This is a genomic window from Clostridium sp. HBUAS56010 (assembly GCF_007115105.1).
Classification (GTDB): Bacteria; Bacillota; Clostridia; order Lachnospirales; family Lachnospiraceae; genus Lacrimispora.
Genome location: NZ_SULJ01000005.1, coordinates 177,979 through 194,543 on the forward strand (window position 1 = coordinate 177,979; position 16,565 = coordinate 194,543).

17 protein-coding genes and 2 pseudogenes are annotated in these 16,565 nt (G+C 47.0%); all 19 read right to left on the reverse strand.

All coding sequences use genetic code 11. The features are described 5' to 3' along the window. Positions 1-9: 9 nt before the first annotated feature. The 19 genes and pseudogenes from ltrA (FAY33_RS10365) to ltrA (FAY33_RS10455) all read right to left on the reverse strand — a co-directional run bounded on the left by ltrA (FAY33_RS10365) (position 10) and on the right by ltrA (FAY33_RS10455) (position 16,424). Positions 10-1,890, reverse strand: a pseudogene (ltrA, locus tag FAY33_RS10365) (group II intron reverse transcriptase/maturase). Positions 1,891-2,626: 736 nt separating this feature from the next. Beyond that, positions 2,627-2,884: pseudogene (locus FAY33_RS10370) on the reverse strand (DUF3852 domain-containing protein); the annotation flags it as partial. Positions 2,885-3,110: 226 nt separating this feature from the next. Further along, positions 3,111-3,278 (reverse strand): hypothetical protein, encoded by a 168-nt coding sequence (locus FAY33_RS19915; RefSeq protein WP_243126682.1) that lies wholly within the window; start codon positions 3,276-3,278, stop codon positions 3,111-3,113. Positions 3,279-3,288: 10 nt separating this feature from the next. After that, positions 3,289-4,989: a hypothetical protein gene (locus tag FAY33_RS10380; RefSeq protein WP_143321156.1), complete on the reverse strand. Its 1,701-nt coding sequence runs from the start codon at positions 4,987-4,989 to the stop codon at positions 3,289-3,291. A 72-nt stretch (positions 4,990-5,061) separates the two neighbouring features. Continuing rightward, on the reverse strand, positions 5,062-5,646 hold the full coding sequence (locus FAY33_RS10385) for a DUF6550 family protein (RefSeq protein ID WP_143321157.1): 585 nt from the start codon (positions 5,644-5,646) through the stop codon (positions 5,062-5,064). A gap of 99 nt (positions 5,647-5,745) precedes the next feature. Then, positions 5,746-6,297 carry a hypothetical protein gene (locus FAY33_RS10390; protein ID WP_143321158.1) on the reverse strand — a complete coding sequence of 184 codons (552 nt, stop codon included), beginning with the start codon at positions 6,295-6,297 and terminating at the stop codon, positions 5,746-5,748. Continuing rightward, on the reverse strand, positions 6,294-6,689 hold the full coding sequence (locus FAY33_RS10395) for a DUF4320 family protein (RefSeq protein ID WP_143321217.1): 396 nt from the start codon (positions 6,687-6,689) through the stop codon (positions 6,294-6,296). Before FAY33_RS10395 ends, FAY33_RS10390 begins: the two co-directional genes overlap by 4 nt. Beyond that, positions 6,686-7,345, reverse strand: coding sequence for a hypothetical protein (locus FAY33_RS10400; protein WP_143321159.1), 660 nt, complete (start codon positions 7,343-7,345; stop codon positions 6,686-6,688). The genes FAY33_RS10395 and FAY33_RS10400 overlap by 4 nt, the downstream gene beginning before the upstream one ends. Positions 7,346-7,360: 15 nt before the next feature. Then, positions 7,361-8,230, reverse strand: coding sequence for a secretion protein F (locus FAY33_RS10405; RefSeq protein WP_143321218.1), 870 nt, complete (start codon positions 8,228-8,230; stop codon positions 7,361-7,363). Positions 8,231-8,238: 8 nt separating this feature from the next. Next, a complete protein-coding gene (locus FAY33_RS10410) occupies positions 8,239-9,168 on the reverse strand; it encodes a hypothetical protein (protein ID WP_143321160.1) in 930 nt (309 codons plus the stop codon). Continuing rightward, positions 9,165-10,538 carry a CpaF/VirB11 family protein gene (locus tag FAY33_RS10415; protein ID WP_243126694.1) on the reverse strand — a complete coding sequence of 458 codons (1,374 nt, stop codon included), beginning with the start codon at positions 10,536-10,538 and terminating at the stop codon, positions 9,165-9,167. Before FAY33_RS10415 ends, FAY33_RS10410 begins: the two co-directional genes overlap by 4 nt. 50 nt (positions 10,539-10,588) lie before the next feature. Further along, the gene (locus tag FAY33_RS10420) at positions 10,589-11,401 is read right to left on the reverse strand and encodes an AAA family ATPase (protein ID WP_143321162.1); all 813 of its coding nucleotides are present in this window, start codon (positions 11,399-11,401) and stop codon (positions 10,589-10,591) included. 1 nt (position 11,402) lies between these two features. Beyond that, entirely contained in the window at positions 11,403-12,230 is an 828-nt protein-coding gene (gene cpaB, locus FAY33_RS10425; protein WP_143321163.1) for a Flp pilus assembly protein CpaB, read from the reverse strand. Positions 12,231-12,385: 155 nt separating this feature from the next. Next, on the reverse strand, positions 12,386-12,811 hold the full coding sequence (locus FAY33_RS10430; protein ID WP_143321164.1) for an A24 family peptidase: 426 nt from the start codon (positions 12,809-12,811) through the stop codon (positions 12,386-12,388). Continuing rightward, positions 12,801-13,031, reverse strand: a complete 231-nt coding sequence (locus FAY33_RS10435; protein ID WP_143321165.1) for a DUF6133 family protein — start codon at positions 13,029-13,031, stop codon at positions 12,801-12,803. The genes FAY33_RS10430 and FAY33_RS10435 overlap by 11 nt, the downstream gene beginning before the upstream one ends. Before the next feature lie 63 nt (positions 13,032-13,094). After that, a complete protein-coding gene (locus FAY33_RS10440) occupies positions 13,095-13,490 on the reverse strand; it encodes a SpoVG family protein (RefSeq protein WP_143321166.1) in 396 nt (131 codons plus the stop codon). After that, on the reverse strand, positions 13,483-13,818 hold the full coding sequence (locus tag FAY33_RS10445) for a SpoVG family protein (protein ID WP_143321167.1): 336 nt from the start codon (positions 13,816-13,818) through the stop codon (positions 13,483-13,485). Before FAY33_RS10445 ends, FAY33_RS10440 begins: the two co-directional genes overlap by 8 nt. A 60-nt stretch (positions 13,819-13,878) precedes the next feature. Then, complete coding sequence (locus tag FAY33_RS10450; protein ID WP_143321168.1) at positions 13,879-14,439, reverse strand: YodL domain-containing protein; 561 nt, start codon at positions 14,437-14,439, stop codon at positions 13,879-13,881. A 185-nt stretch (positions 14,440-14,624) separates the two neighbouring features. Beyond that, positions 14,625-16,424: a group II intron reverse transcriptase/maturase gene (gene ltrA, locus FAY33_RS10455; protein WP_143321219.1), complete on the reverse strand. Its 1,800-nt coding sequence runs from the start codon at positions 16,422-16,424 to the stop codon at positions 14,625-14,627. Positions 16,425-16,565 lie beyond the last annotated feature (141 nt).

The window sequence follows — 16,565 nt, forward strand, 5'->3', positions numbered from 1 at the left end:
CTTTAACCGTTACTTGGATATTTCATTTAGACAAAGGATAGCTCGCAATTTATTGACCTTTTCCAGTTGCTTTGCGTCCAGTTGCAGAGATGAGAGGTGTTTCCCAATCGTATTCTCCTGAGTGGCGTGAACGAGAATGTGAACATCAACGTCAATCAAGATTAGATTTCTATAACTGTCATCTCCGCCAAGATAGGTCGCCGTTTTATGATGGCAATGTATCCTAGCGATTTCTAAGAATCTGCCTGTAACAGCACATTTTCCTTGCTGAGAACAGTATAGAGACAGCCTGTTGTCGTTGTAATCCACGCTCCTGTCACGGACAGGATTCCGCATGAGGTAATGGAGAATAGCCACATTGACAGTTGCCAGCTTTTTGTGTATTTCAGCACGTCCTTCGGCAGTATAGCTGTTAATGCTACGCTTTTTGTCAATGGGATTTTTGTGCCGCACATAAGCAATGGGCAGTATCGGTGTTTCTCCAATAAACCTCATTTCTCTGCTTTTACTGTATTTAATATAAATTGGACTGGTAATCGGCTTTGCGATTTTCTTCTTCATCTGTTGTTCGAGCTTGCCTTTTGCAGACGATTTGACCAAGAAAGCAATTTCTCTAAAATCACGGCTGACATGTGTTGCATATTGATAGTAATTATGCCAGCCCATGACCAATGCATTGTATCTTAAAATGGTATTTCCTTTTGCGTCTACTTTCTACAGCTCATTTACAGCAGAAACAGCCTTTTGCTTAATTTTCTCTTTTGCCTTATCAGAAATATGAGATTTCACAACATATTTGGTTTTACCGTTTGACTTCTTGCCCTTCTTGACCGCCTTCATTTTGAACCCTAAGAATTCGGAATACTGTCGTTTCAGATTGACTATCTTGGATTTTTCGGGGCTAATTTCAAGCCCCAATCTATCGTGTAGCCAGCCTTTTACAGCTATGAATATCTTTTGGGCATCACTGCGGTATCGACAAAAGATTTTAAAATCATCGGCGTACCTTACGATGTAACATTCCTTTAACCCAGTATTTCTAAGCTCCGCATAGACATTGCTTTTATCCAGAGTGCCATTTTTCAGCACCCTGCATTTATACGCTACTCGTGTAGGCAGAGTTTCCCATTGGCTTGCCACCCACCAATCCAATTCATTCAGGACGATGTTTGACAGCAAGGGTGAAATAATCCCACCCTGCGGCGTTCCTTTTTCGGGGAAGCCAATGCCTGCCACCTCTGCTTTTAGCATTGCAGAAATAATAGACAGCAGCTTTTTATCCCGAATACCAATCGACCACATCTGTTTCAGCAGTTTTCCATGACTGACATTATCGAAAAATCCTTTGATGTCGATGTCTACCACGAAATGAAGATTTTGCCCTTGAATACATTTGTAGGATTGGGAGATTGCATGTTCCGCACTCCTGTTTGGGCGAAAACCGTTGCTTCGCTTGAAGAATTTTGCTTCGCAGATGGGTTCAAGGACCTGCCGAATACATTGCTGTATCAGCCTGTCCATAATAGTCGGAATGCCAAGCGGTCTTGTTTTTCCGTTGCCTTTTGGGATTTCCACACGGCGCACTGGTTGAGGAATGTAATTGCTTAGTCTTTTCTGAATATAGGCTATGAGCTGTTCGTTTTCCCATTGCTGTAAATGGGTAATGGTCTTTTTGTCTACTCCTGCGGTTTTACTTCCACTATTTTTCTTGATGTTCCGAAACGCAAGCAATATATTTTCAGGACTGCAAATCAGCTCTGTCAGATTTTTAAACTGACAGCCTTTCTCGCTATCCGCATACAGCTTGTCTAAAACATTTTGAAAATCATAATATTCCGCATTGCGCAGGGCAGACCGCTTTGTCGGTTTTGCTCTTGTCAAAGTCAGCATTATCCTCACTTTCGAGGGATTTTGCTTTTCTTAGTCATACTCGAACCTTTGAGATTGTGTGTTTACTTGTTTTATTCCTTAACGACTCGAGCCCTTCCCTCCACGGCTTATTATCACCGCTTCATAGGTACCACGGCTCTACTTTCAGTTGGATAAATGCAGGTTATACGGTTTTAGATACCGTTTTCCCTGCAAATGCCTCATAGCGCTGTAATCCGCTCCACGTTCCAACCTTTCCACGTTCCGATATTCCTATCATTTCATATCGCCCTTAGGTGTCCCTCTAAGCCTGTATGCTGGATGCCGCCTGTAACGGCATAAGGTATTTCATAAATGGTATTTTACTTTACCTCACATACCCGCCAGTGTTGGCGTATGCACATTTCTATGCACCATTCGTTTAGACTTTTTATATCGGGTGTTCGTCTGTGAACCACTTTTCACATACTCACCATAGGCAATTTATTGACCCCCGGCATATAGGCAACACCATTCACCTCTGAACAGCTTTCGTGCAGACAAAATATCTTATCTGCTTACGGTTGCTCTCTGCCGACTTCACCGAGCTTCGTACAGCACAGCTATTACACGCCGTTTTGCACGTCGGAGTATCAAGGCAGGCGTTTCAGGGCGTTACCCCCTCATTCCACCTGTCGGAATATCAGTTCTCCTAAACTGAACATTTACACGTTCATTATTTAGTGCCTAACCTTTTCAGTTAGAAACGTGTCGCACCCCACTCAAATTGCCCGTGCTTGCGGTAATCAAAGTACGCCATCGCAAGTTTAGCAAAGAAAAAGACCGCCAGAATCAGGTCGATTGCGGGAAATACGACCTTATTCACCACAGTCTTAATTTGTCCAGATGCATCTCGCCACGTTCCTTCAATTGCTCCTGCCACATCGCCAGAGCCTGCCGCATACGCTGTCGTACCAAACAGTCCGATAATCAGCAGCATGATACAGAGCATAGACAGGATTCGTTTCATTTTCATAGGGTTACCACCTTTCATTATTGGTTTTGGTGCAGAAAAAAAACCGTGAAGTTTTCACTCCACAGCCTTGTTGTTTTTCTGCTGTTGTTTGCTACATGGAAAGCCGGGGCTGCTGATTTTGTTCCAACAGCGGAGTGACCTCTAACACCTCTGGATTTTCCTTAAATTTTAAGTCACCACGGAAACCGACCTTTAACTGGCTGAATTCCTGTCCGCCGCCAGCAGCTCAGGAGGACTGTCGTGGGGCATCTCCTGATTCCAGCGAAGTACAGAACCAGCATTCCCGGTCACCAAACCGGCGTATTCTGTCATCCTGTAGGATGCTGTCTAACTGCGCTCGTTTTGTGTAATGGTATAAGCTGCCCTCTGGTTTTTCAATGCGTTCATATGCCATATCACACCTCTCAGTCCGGTTTGACAGGCGCAATGTGCCAGTCATCCCAAACGCTTCCCTGGATATTTACTGAGTCGGTCAGATTCATAGAAAGCATTCCCGAAGGTGTCCAGCAATCTATCAGCCATGTGTAGGGAGTATAGCTTCCGTTCGGCATCCATACGGGGGTGAAGTGTGTTCTGCGTTTGTAGGTAGAATACTTATTAGAGGCAAATTCAAACTTGGAGCTATAGCCGGATTGGGTACGCTCTAAAAGCCGCCAGTACGTCTGATACTGGAACTCTGGAAAATAGGTGACTGCATTTTGTGCATCGGTCACCGCAGAGGATTGATTGGTACTGACATTAGCAGTGGTGCTTTGATTAATGCCATAACCGCTTCCCATAGTTTTTCCCGAGGCGGTCGGTACCTTTGAATCGGGAGTGATGCTTATAGATGCGGAAAGACTGGCATGGTATGCGTCCCAATCGAACTCCCACCATCCTTCGTCTTCCCACCAGCCATCCTCATCGTCACCGCTGTGCCAGACCCAATATTCATGCCACCACGGGCGCCAGACACCCCAAGATGCCGAGGTCTTCTGTTCCTTACTCAGCACGGATGGTTTTGTATAGCCGTCGTTCCGGTCATCTGCCACAGGATTGGGCGGATCATTGCCGGATAGATCAACGATTTTAGCTGTAATGGTACCCTTGCTGGCAGAACCGCTGCCTGATACCGACACATTAATGGTCATGGTCTGTGGTGTGGAGGGTGTCCTCCAGAGCACCCATACCAGCTGGCTGTCTCCCTCTGGGTAGTACACACCACTGACGGTATAGGTTCTGCCTCTTATGTTAAATCGTACTGTTACCGGATGGTCAGGATCGGACTGTCCACCGCGGACGGTGACTGAGGTGATGACATCGGTATTAACGCGGTACTCATAATCCCATGCAGTCACTTCGGGTTGTTCGTCCGGTTTTTCCTTAAACCTGACAACACCAATTCCGAGAGACGAAATGATATCAACATTAGAGGCCGATGATGATCTTGAGCCTGACCATGCGGGATAACCGAGATCCGATACCTCTAAAAACATTGCTAAGGGCAAGTTTTTGTGGCTAAGCGACACCATCTTGCTTCGCAGTCCACCACCCAGCTGCTGATCGTAGAGAGCCGCTTCAGTTGCTGTCATTGCCATCTTCATTCCCTGGAAAGTCATGTATGCAATAGGCTCCAACATAAGTTTGTAATTGCCATTTATAAGCACATCATAATCCATACCTGTGACTTGAGCAATATACCGGATAACAAGTTCATCTGTAAAGTAACTTTTAATTTGTTCAATACTTGCCTGTCCGCTGCCTGAACTAATGATACGTGGCAAAGCCTTACCGGGATTACTGTATGTGTATCCACCCATTTTAACCGATAGACTACTACCGCTATTATACTGTATCTTGCTCACTTTTCCAAAATGAACAAGACTATTTGGCTGCGTTTTATTTGTAAAATCCACGGGAGTGGTGACTGTAATTCTATCTTCTGCTCTGACTACTGTGATACGGACTCCTTCATTCCCAGAATTCCAATAGTTTTCACTGGTGCCACTACCCATTCCACCGCCTCCATGGTCAATGTTTCCTTCTCCTTCGGCGTAGGCGGTAATGGGTGAAAATACAGAAATCAGAATCACCAATATAAGAAAAAAGCTAAGATATCGTTTCATATGATACCTCCTAAAACAGTGAAAGCACCGGAAAATCCGGTGCTTTCACAAGAATTATTTTATACTATAGTGCTAATCCATCTCTCCTACTTTATTTCCAGTAAGCTCGTCATCATCATTGCCTACTTTTGTACCAACATTCTCACCACTGTTATCTACCCAGCCAAAACCAGGTACCCACATCTGCCCCTTATCATTTATAGTGCCTGCAGCCGGTTCCTGCGGTGTTGTCTTTACCGTGCCCTCCGTCTTATTCTCGGAAGTCTTACTTGGGTTAACAGTAGGATTTTCTTCCTTTGAAGTCGAAACTTCCGTTTTAGGTTCCTCTGTAGGAGCAGGTGGTTTCGTAGGCTCTGCTTGGATGCTCTGCTCGGTACCGGTGGATTTTCCAGTATCCGCGCCCTCCGCCACAGCCGGCGTTTCTGTCGGATCAATTGATGGTACACTTATCTTCGGCGTTTCCGAAGGCAGCGTGGAAGGGTCCGGAATATCTACACTTGGGGTGACCTCGCTGGACACCGCCTGCATTGGCAGTATCTCCGATTCGTTGGGAACCTCTGTTTTAAACTGTGAGGCAATCGCTATTACAAGGGCGATGCTCACAACACCGAGTCCTGCAACTGTAAGTCTGCGTTTTGTTTTTTCTGTCAGTTTCATATAGGATGACCTCCTTTTCGTGAATGGTTGATGGTATGTTTTTCAATGACACACCATACTACATAAGTTTCCGGAAGTCTATGGATAATCCGAAAACAGCTAAAATAAAGGCATATATTTCGCCTGAGTTTTGAGGTTGATCACCATCGGCGGGAGCAGCTTGCCCCCAAATCGTACCGGAACCTCCAATCGAATCACTGCATCAGCCAGAAATCCACGGCTGTTGTTCGGGCTGCCCGGTGCCAGCGGCATATTTTCTAAGTTCACAGATAGTCGTGAGAGTTTGAATTCCAAGCCTTCTCCGGCATATTTCACATGATAGCCGCCTTCGTAGCGTAGCCCCAGCAGATCGTCCAGATACCCGTAGATGTCACCGTAATCAAGGCTTTCCTCAAATTCATCTGCAGATGGCATATACGCTCCGGCATAACCTTCACGGACACCGTGATATACATCGTCATAGCTGTCGTTCACGGTGGAAATTACTGCGGATTGAACCGCGTCCCGGACGCCCTGGGCAATGATCGCCAGTCGGATATACTCGGCGGCTCCGCACAGCACCATCAGCAGCACCAAGGCTACTGCAATAATTAAGGGAAACGAGGTTCCTTTGTTATCTTTCAGAATAGCATATTTTTTTCCATTTGTCACTTCCAATACACCTCGCTTTTCCCGCTGGCCTGTGCTTTCAGTGTGACAGGGAAGCTTCCGAAACTGCCAAAAAGACCGAGATCCGTCTGCGTGGTCACTGTTACGGTGAATTCCTGATTTAGCTGAATTTTTCCGTTTTTCGACCATGAGATATCAGGATTAAGTCCTGTCTTTTCGGTCAGTACCTGCGCCCGCAGGGTGGTTTCACTGCCCACACGTCCGGCGATTTCCGCTTCCCGGCACAGCTCGGCGGCATAGGTGTCCAGCTTATTCTTTGTAACGAATACAGGCAGGACGCTGACTGCCACCGCGATGACCAGCATCACGCACAGCACCAGCACGGCTACGTCAATATAACCTTCACCGCGTCTGTTTTTCAGAACTTTCTTCAGCACAGGGTCACCCCCTCCATGGGAGTCTGCTCCTGCTCCATATCCATATCATGAATGTAATCACTGAGCATATGCCATGCACCATCACTGAAACGGGCATTTACAACCTCCTGTTCCAGCAGTTCTTCTGCAGGAATTTCCAAAGCATACTCTGGACTTCCCGGATGCCCCTTAGTGCTCTGCCCGTCCAGCAGGAGTTGTGCCTTTTCCGGTGTCAGATACACATATCCGCCTGGCGTCATCATATCATAGGCAACGCCTTGGTGCTTTTCAATGAATTCTCGAACAGTTACAGGGCGATCCTGGTCAGGAGACGACTCCACTTCTTTTGCCAAAGCATAAAGGCGCTCCGTGTCCGGGCAGTCCATTACCGCCCATAGCGCATGGGAAAAATCCTCATCATGCACCATCTCCATACCGTTCTCTGCAATCCATCTGTCGCGCATGATTTCCAGAGGATTTTCATAACATAGCAGCCATGCTGCCTGCTGCTCATCCACACAGCTCATGAGGTGTTTTTTTGTCATCTGAACCGCATAGATTTCCTCTACTTTTTCAATCAGTTCCTCCGGTGCAAGTGCCGCCCATTCTGTGGTAAAAGCATTATAATTTTCCTGTATCCGGTCAAACAGCAGGGCTTGATTTTTGTTTTCCATCGTAACACCTCCAATCTAAAACATAGTTCCAAGTGAATTTAAAATCTCCACAGCGATGATGGCGAGATAGGTAAAAAGAAAGCACATCAGCATAATAAAGGAGAATATCCGAATCTTTGGCGGGATCTTCTGTGCCTGCCCCTTGAGTCTCTGAAGCTCCAGTGCTTTAAAATCATGCGCCAGCATCTGAAAATAAACAGCGCTGTCATCACCGCGCAGTACGCCAATGAGACCTCTGACGACATCAGAAAGCATGGGCGAATTTAGCCTTGACTCAAACCGGGTGAGCGCCGCTTCATAGCTAGAGGAGCGCATGTCGGCGGTCAGAACATCCAACTCATGGGCAAAGGCAGGTCCGGCATTCTTCTTGTAGGTTTCAATCATCGCCAGCACATCCCGGCTGGCCTTTAGCGTCTGCTCAATGGTTGCCACAAATCGGGGGAGCTCACCTTCTACCTGCTCTCGTTTTTCCCGAAGCTGTTCGTCGGCACGTTTCGTTTCCTGAAAATAGGTCAGCACTGCCAGTATCAGCAGTACTGGAGCCAGCAGCGGAAGCAGGAACAGGCACGGCAGCGCACCAAGTGCTATGGCACCGGATTTGGTAATAGCATAGGCCGTATACACCTCCGGTGTCATGGAAATGCCGGAAGCTTTCAGGATATTTGTCATCCGGCTTCGCTTGTACTCATCCATTCGGATGTATTTCGAGAGCTTTACGGCACCTGTCATCAGCCACGCTTCCACTGTTTTAGCAGCTTTCTTATTTTCCTTGCCGGCACCCAGCATGGCCTTTCCGGCGCCCATGGCGGGAAGCTTTAGTACATCTGCCAATATCAGAAATAACCCTGCGGCAATTAGGATTCCGGTAAAAAACAACTTTGTCATCATCCCGGTCACCTCCTGTACTCAATGGGCTTGGTTAGCCGTATCACAAATGCCGCAGAAATAAAGATAGCGGCAGCGCAAATTGCCAGAATGATCTGCCCCACCATAGTGTGCATCAGCGTATGATACCAGTCCCGGTTCAGCATGTACATAATGGGGATATTGCCCACCACCAGCATCGCCATAATGATAAATTCCTTGCGGGGCTCAGATACCAGATACTCCAGCTCCGCATTGACAATCTGCATATCGCTTAGCTTTGAGACAATGGGTGTCAGCGTGGTTTTTAGGCTTCTGTCATAGCGGCAGGAGCTGATGGCATCCACCCATTCGTGGAACACATCGTTCTGAATCTTTGGCTTCATGGCATGGAGTGCCGCTTCCACATCCGGGTCAATGAGCTGGGTTTGTGCCAGAAATTCTGTAAACACATTTTTTACCGGCGGGTTCAAATACTGTACGCTTTCCTCAACTGCGGTGAGTATATCCTCGTTTCTTAGATAAGAGGTTGTAATGATGGAGAGCGCGGTTTCCAGCTCGGCCGCCACCGCCTTTTTGTAATGGGACGCTGTCAGCCGGATGTACCAGAAGGGCAGGAACATCAGCCCCGCCGCCAGCACTGGCACCAGAAACACATTGTTTAGCAGAATAGCAAAGGCCGCCCCTGCCGCGAAAAGTAACAGCGATACCGCGCAAACCATCGAAAAGCGGCTTGCACGACCAGTAAGTTTTAAGATCTCCTGCACTTCAATTATCTCCCGGCGCAGAAAACGGGCCTTTTTCCGGTTCGTGCTTTCATTGATCTGCGCACGGATGCTTTGATCCTTTCGGGTCAGAAACCCGAACAGACCATCTGTAAATTCCAGAGGAGATAGGCCGAGGATGAGAAAAGCGCCTGCAATCAAACCGATGCAGGCAGTTAAAAGGATTCCTGTCATGCGGCACCTCCCATCGCAAGAATGCGCTTCAATGTACTTTGCGGCATGCCGTTCTCCAGCAGCCTTCTCTGCAGACTCTCTGAGATGCCCTGCACGATCTCATGGTGTCCTGTAATGATGAATTTCCCGTTATCCATACGGTTTTCGGTAATGTGGTACTGGAACAGCGGCCGGAAGTTTCTTGTGCCGTCCGGCAGAATCTCGCATTCCATGATTTCCATGACGCGCCGGGCCTTATTCTCCAGCTGCTTGCAGAACACCACCAGGGGATACGCTTCTGTCACATAGGACATAAGGGTTTCATCAGACATATCCACCGCGCGCTTGCACAGGGATACCATTCTGCGCCATGTGGCCTCACAGCTGTTGGAGTGAATTGTGGTCAATACCGTGATACCGGTTCGGGCTGCTTCCTGGGCTGCGTTTGCCTCAGCGCTTCGCATTTCTCCCACCACCACATAATCCGGGTTAAAGCGCAGAGACATATCCAGAAGACTGGTCTGCGTAATCCGCTGCCGTTCATTTTCACTGTCGCGGGTCAGTGTGTGAATGACGCTGTTTACGACTTGCCCATCTTGGCGCCTTACCAATGCAAGCTCGCGGGAGCCGTTTTCAATGGTAAAGATGCGCTTTCCATCCGGGATGGTGGTCAGAAGCCATCCTGCCAGCGTGGTCTTGCCGGAGCTAGTGGCTCCGGCCACGCAGGTGGACACCCCGTATCGCAAACATTCCGATAAAAAGTCCAGCATCGGCTCCGTGGCTGTACCGCCTCCGGTAAAGTCATCCTTTTGCATAGACTGCGGGTTTACAATACGGATAGAGGCGGCTACGCCGACATCCTCATCTACCACTGGGGATTTGAGAACCGCAATACGGATATTTTTGCTTAAATGTCCCAGAGCGGTAGGGCTGGCATTGTCAAGCACCATGCCGGACACATGCAGCATGCGGCGCACCACGTTGATTGCGTGTTCAGGACTTTCAAAGTGTTCTTCCAGCTTTCTGGTGATTCCATTGCTATACTGGACCTCCACATCATCCCAGGCATTCACGTCAATTTCCTCAATGCCCTCCCCGAAGATGTACTTGGTCAGGAAGGAAAACTCAGCCATTTCGGTATAAATCGCGTCGGTGAGCTGTTCCTCGGTCATTTCCGCCACAGCTAACCGGTTATCCTGGAGGTACTTTGAAATGTAGCGCTTGATCTGCTCCTTTCGTTCACCATTGCTGCCATCTGTAATGAGCCCCGCATATTGGGAAGAAATATGGGCCTGAACCTCCCGGAGGACTGAACCAAATTCATGGGTATTTGAGGATGAAAAAAACAGGCTCTGAGAGCCTGCCGCAGTTCGTGTCTTATCTATTTTCATAACCGGAGCAGATACCGTCTGCCGGTCTGCTTTTCCAGGCTTTTTTCGGCTCATACGCCAAACACCTCCTTTGCTATTTTTTCAATCTCTTTGCGAAAGCCTCGGCTGTCCTTGAGGCTCAGCTCCCCAAACAGATTTCCGCACAGAGCCAGATTTTCCAGCTCTTCAGAATGCGGAAGCTGAAATACCACATTTCCCAGCAATTGTTCAATATGCTCTCCCGCCTGATTGGAGCGTACATTGGATGCCACCTTATACTGCTTATCTGCATCCCATTTCTGATCCTTCAGCAGGGGAAGCTGGCTGGACAGATAGCTGATTGATTTTAAGTCGCAGTTTACTAGGCGTAGAACGGAGTCCGCCTCCAGAAGAGAAACCACCGACAGAATATCATGAGCAATATAGCTGCCACAGTCGATAATGATGTAGGTTGCGATGTCTCGCAGGTGATCGATCAGTTCCGCCGCCAGCTCCTGGCTGTAGGGCGGATAGGTAAACACATTTTCTCCCTTGAGCATGCCAATCATGGTGAGGTTCCCCATTTTCTTATGGGTCACACAGTTCTGTTCAATGAGTAGATCGCTTATATGGGTGGCGGCAAGGATGCTGCCAAGAGAGCGTTCACACTCCAAGTCACCGGGAAGGCAAATGCAGGGAAGCATGGGGGCGGTCATATCACACAGCAAAAGCGCCACATTCTTTTTATGTTCGGCAAGGTATTTAGCAAGACGCACACTAACGGTGGTCTTGCCGCTGCCAGGGCTTCCCCATACTGCCAGCACCTGCACATCCTGTTCCGGTTCCTCCGGCAGGGCTTCCTTTTTATCTCGGGAGAACAGGCTTCCCTTCATAAAGTTCAGCATCTTATTCACCTCCTGCTTCTGTGGCAGGAGCCTCCGTTTCAGCAGATGGTTCTGTGCCGGAGGGCTGCGCTGCTTCAGTATCGTCCGATGCTACCGGTACGGGATATAGCTTGGTAATAACCTCATCCTGCAGCTTAGTAAACTGAGCGGCATTTTCCTTGGAACCCCTGAAAACAAGTGAAAGATGGAGCTTTCCGTCTGCTTCCAACGCTGCAAGGATTTTTGCTTGTTCGGGCGATACCAGCAGTGTCACAGTAGAGGGGAGCTCCTTTTCATCTTCCTCTTCAGAAATCTCTCCGGTATCTGTGTCATAGCCGGTGCTGGCCGTGACGCCGATCACCTCTACATACGTCAATTCCGGGGGGATGACTGTGGCTCCCTGTTTTTTATAGTCCGGTGCAATAACCGAGACAATATCACCTGAGATGAGCTTGCCGGAAAGCCCTTGGGCAAAGTTTTTGATGCTGACCGAAATGGCCTGCTTGTCACCATTTAAGCTGTACAGATAGGCATTTTCAGCAGCTGGAACGTCAGAGAGCTTATCGGTAAGGATATAATCTCCGGGAAACAGATCCGCTTCGGCATATTTGCCGATCACCGATTCAGGCTGGCGCAGTAAGTTCTCCGGCAGATTATATCCACCCACCTCCACCGTCTGCACGGTATCCTTTGTGATCTGGTCTCCGGCTTTGATCTCCTTTACCACCCGGACAATACTTGTTTTCTGCGATACACTTTGGTTAAACAGCGGAGTAAGCGCAAAGCAGATGAGTAACGAAAGCACGATGCAGAGTCCCCCCAGCATCGTGCGGTTTTTTAGAAAACTCATAGAGACAATTCCTCCTTCTTTCTATTAAAATTCGGATTAGAATCAAAAAAAGCGACGGTTTCGGAATCTGCGGATAAGTAGTGCTGTAACTGCAACAACCGGAACTGCGATACAAGCGACAGTAACTAATGTTTTTTTCATGGGATAGCCCTCCTTTAAAATAAAAAAAAGGCTGCAAGGCAGCCAATGGACAGAAAAGGCGCGAAGGGGTATGCCCTTGGCACAGTCCTCCCGCGCAGTTTTTGGATCATAAAACATAGCGCATGAAACAGAAGAAGCAGGATAAGTCCTGCCACTAACGCTGTCATTCCGTTGTAAAAGCCCAGCACCAGACCGGAAGCCGCCATAAGCTTGATATCCCCGCCGCCCATGCCGCCCCATAACAGGGCGGCACTGAGCAAGACAAGGCTGGGAATCAGGCCAAGCAGTTTTTCCGGCGTGAAATCAAGCAGAGCGATCAGGGCGATGCATAGGCACAGCATGTCGGGGACGATCCGTTTGCAGATATCCCAAGCGGATACCGCAGCCAGCAGGATAATAAAAAAGCCGCCCTGCAGCAGGAGCGACGGATCAGCCACCATAATTGAACATATCAACGATACGCTGTTTTAATGTAGGTAGGACGGTCTCACCGAACAGGGCATACAATCCGGCCAGCACCAGAGCACCGATGACAACAGCCATAAGGATCTTGATGGCCGTGTCGACGAAATTTTCCCCATCCTTTCTACGGAGCAGAGCCTGTGCTTCCAGTGCCTTTGTGGTGAGCTTATTAGTTACCTTGGATACAAATTTTTTCATTGAAATGACCTCCATTTTATTTGATTTGGTTTTTAAGATTGGTGAATGGGTGACATGGCAAGACTACAGCCCTGCCATCTGCATTCCGGGCTGCTGTTCCGGCTGGGACGCCTGTTCCATCAGCTGTCTGCCCTGAGTCTGACTCTGTGTCAGTGCCTGCTGGTAGGCATCGACAACCGCTTGATTCAGCTGTTCGCGGAACTCCTTGGTGACCGGGAAGCAGATATCCTTGTACTCGCCATTGCCCGCCTTATAGCTGGGCATGGCAATAAACAGCCCTTTGGTGCTGTCCACGATTTTAACGTTGCGGATGGCGAAGCAGTCGTTTAGGTTGACCGATGCGTAAGCCCTGACATTGCCATCCGGACGAATGGAGCCGATTTTTACATCGATCTTCATGGGGAGAGGCTGTTCGGCGGCGGTCTGTGTTGCTTTCGGTGCATTTTGCGCTTTACTCATGAGTGATTCCTCCTTCTTCAGATTCATCAACTTGCAGGGTCTGCTCTCCGGCCTGCAGGAGTGCCTGTCGGTATGCTGCCAGTACCGCTTCATTGATCTGCTCCCGAAGCTCTTTTACGATAGGAAAGCAGGTGTCCCGGTACTCGCCGGAGGTACTTCTGCGGCTGGGCATAGCGGCAAACAGACCGGTGGGCGTTTCGATGACCTTCACGCCCCGGACAACAAAGCAGTCTGCCAGCGTAATGGATGCAAAGGCTCTTACCCTGCCATTTAAGTGAATCGTATTGATACGGGCATCGATTCTGCTGGGTGTTAATTGCTGGTTCATGTGTTTTCCTCCTTCATTTTTAGGCAATAAAAAACAGCCCTATGGCTGTGTTGTCTGTGGCTACAGATTCATTTGCTGCCCCTCAATTTGTTCCTGCTCCGGCGCTTGAAATGAGATTTCCTTGAAACCGAAGGTATCACAGTAATGAAAGGTGCTGCCGCTTTTATCATACAGCTCCAGCACATCTGACATAGACAGACTGTGCCCTTCATAGCCGGGTGGGTGGTCAACATTAAATTTGGTACAGAGTGCTTCCAGATCATTGGTGTCCACCTCGCCGTCGTACACCACCTGATAGCTGGCGGGGTCCGGTTCTCCGAAGCGTCTTGTAAAGTCATCATAGCTGATGAATTTCATCATCACATCCGTTTCAGGTGCAATCTGCCACACACGGCAGCGCCTTAGCAGTGCAGCGTTGCCCTCCTGATCGAGGGTTCCCGCCGTCAGACGCTCGAAGGTGCCAGGTGTCCATTCCACTTCCAGTCCCTTTTTTTCTGTGAGATAGGATTTCAGCTCGTCGGTTTGGAACATAGGATCAACCACAGCATTTTCCCCGGAGAGATAGCCTGCCGTGTTTCCGTAGTACAGAATGCGGTTATTTTTAATCTGAATGTTACTCATGAAAAACCCTCCTTTCCAGGTGAGACTGATTATTGGAAGTAAAACTCCACACTGTAGGTGATGTTTGATTTGTTGTAGGGTAGGCAGCCAACGCCACGCCATATTTCTATGGCAGGTTTTTGTCTGCCCCCCTCCGAACCGTACGTACACCTTTCAATGTATACGGCTCTCCAATTGTTTCTAAATCATTTTCCGCCATGGATATCCCAGTGACAGTCTTTGCATACGATTAAGGTCTTTCTGTTCATTTTTGACATTGTTAAAACCCAATTCGGTATATGCCTGCCACGTTTTTTATACTTGTCTTTGATATCCTTAAGTTTTCTTACATGATGAACTTCAATATTTTCAGTACTTCCGCACAATTCACATTTGTTTGCATTTAACCTTGTAATTAGCTGTGAGTTAAAGGAGATATCATATCCAAAGCTGTCATAAACATTAGCCTCTGGAAAGTCTTCTTTCACAATCCGGTCATTAAAGTAAGTCATTGTTTTCTCGCCTTTTTTCGTATGGTATTTTACTCCAACAATCCGGCGTGTTCCTGTACCATCTTTAACCGGCACATCAATTCCATATTTTTTAATGACCTTTTTTACAGATATATTTTCTTTTCTTGCAATGGTGTGCACCATACTGAAATAGTGATAATACTTAAATTTGTACAGCCTTTGACTTACATTGGTTGCCAGACAATAATAATTGTATAGCCCTCTGATTTCTGCATTGTACTCGTTAATGATATCAAGTACAGGCAATTTTAGTCTTGGCTTAAAAACGCACGATTCGCCATATTGAGTGAATTCTCTGATTTTTTGACTGATTACTTTATGTGGCACTAATAATTGAATCTGACCATTTACAGAACGTCTTCTGTTACCCCGTTTATCCTTACCCATTTTGGTGTTGCAGTGTGCTTTCGTAAATTCATAGCCTAGAAAGTTTGCTTTTTCATTTCCGAGATTCGTAATTAAAGTTTTTTCTTGATTTAATTCAAGACTTAATTTTTCTTTCAGAAACGTAGCTACATCTTCCTTAATAGATTCTGCCATTTCTTTACTTCCAATTACCTCAATTACAAAGTCATCGGCATAACGCACATACTTTACCCTCGTAAAGCTACTGTCCATTGAATCTAATGACTGTATGCTCTGTATCACCTTTGTCAATCTTTTGATTTCTTCAAGATTCCCATTTTTTATCGCCGTATATCTTTTACCGCGCAGTCTTTGATATTCAGGATTGCTTCTTCTTTTCTTTCCCTTGGTGTTTTTATTGATGATTTCGTCCATGTATTTATCAAATTCGTTTAGATAGATATTTGATAAAATGGGACTAATAATTCCACCCTGAGGACAGCCTGATAAAGACCTGTGCATTTGCTTAAATTCAAGGTATCCTGCTTTTAAAAATCGTCTGATTAACTCAATAAATCGACCATCTTCTATCTTCTGAGATAAAATATTCAGTAAGATAGTGTGGTCAATGTTATCAAAGCACCCTGTAATGTCTCCCTCTATGACCCAGTTTGCACCTCTCATTGTGTTTTTTATTTGACACAAGGCGGTATGACAGCTTCTGTCCGGTCTGAACCCGTGTGAATTGTCACTAAAAATTGGTTCATAGATTGATTCCAGGAGTTGCCTAATGACTTCTTGCAACAGTTTGTCCTCAAAGGACGGTATTCCAAGCGGCCTTGTTTTACCATTCTTTTTCGGAATATAGGTTCTTCTAACGGGTTTGGGATAATACTGTTCAGTTTTTAGCTTTTCAATCAGAGTATCAATCATTTCATATTTAAAACCGTCAATGGTCCGGTTATCAATACCCTCTGTCATATTTCCTTCTTTGGATTGGATTCTGGCATAGGCATTGACATAAAATTCCCGGTTGTACAAATTCCTATATATTCTTTGGAATACATAGTGTTCATCATTCTGCGATTTCTGATTTAGCATTGATAAAATCGTGTTAGCGTTCTGCATTTCGCATACCTCCATTCTTTATCAATAAAACAATCTGCTTTCCTTCGCCATGTACAAGGCTTTCCCTTGCTCAGACTACTATGAAAGCTCCGTTGCCATATTAGATATTCAATGTCATCTCTCTTGGTCTTATCCTTGAGA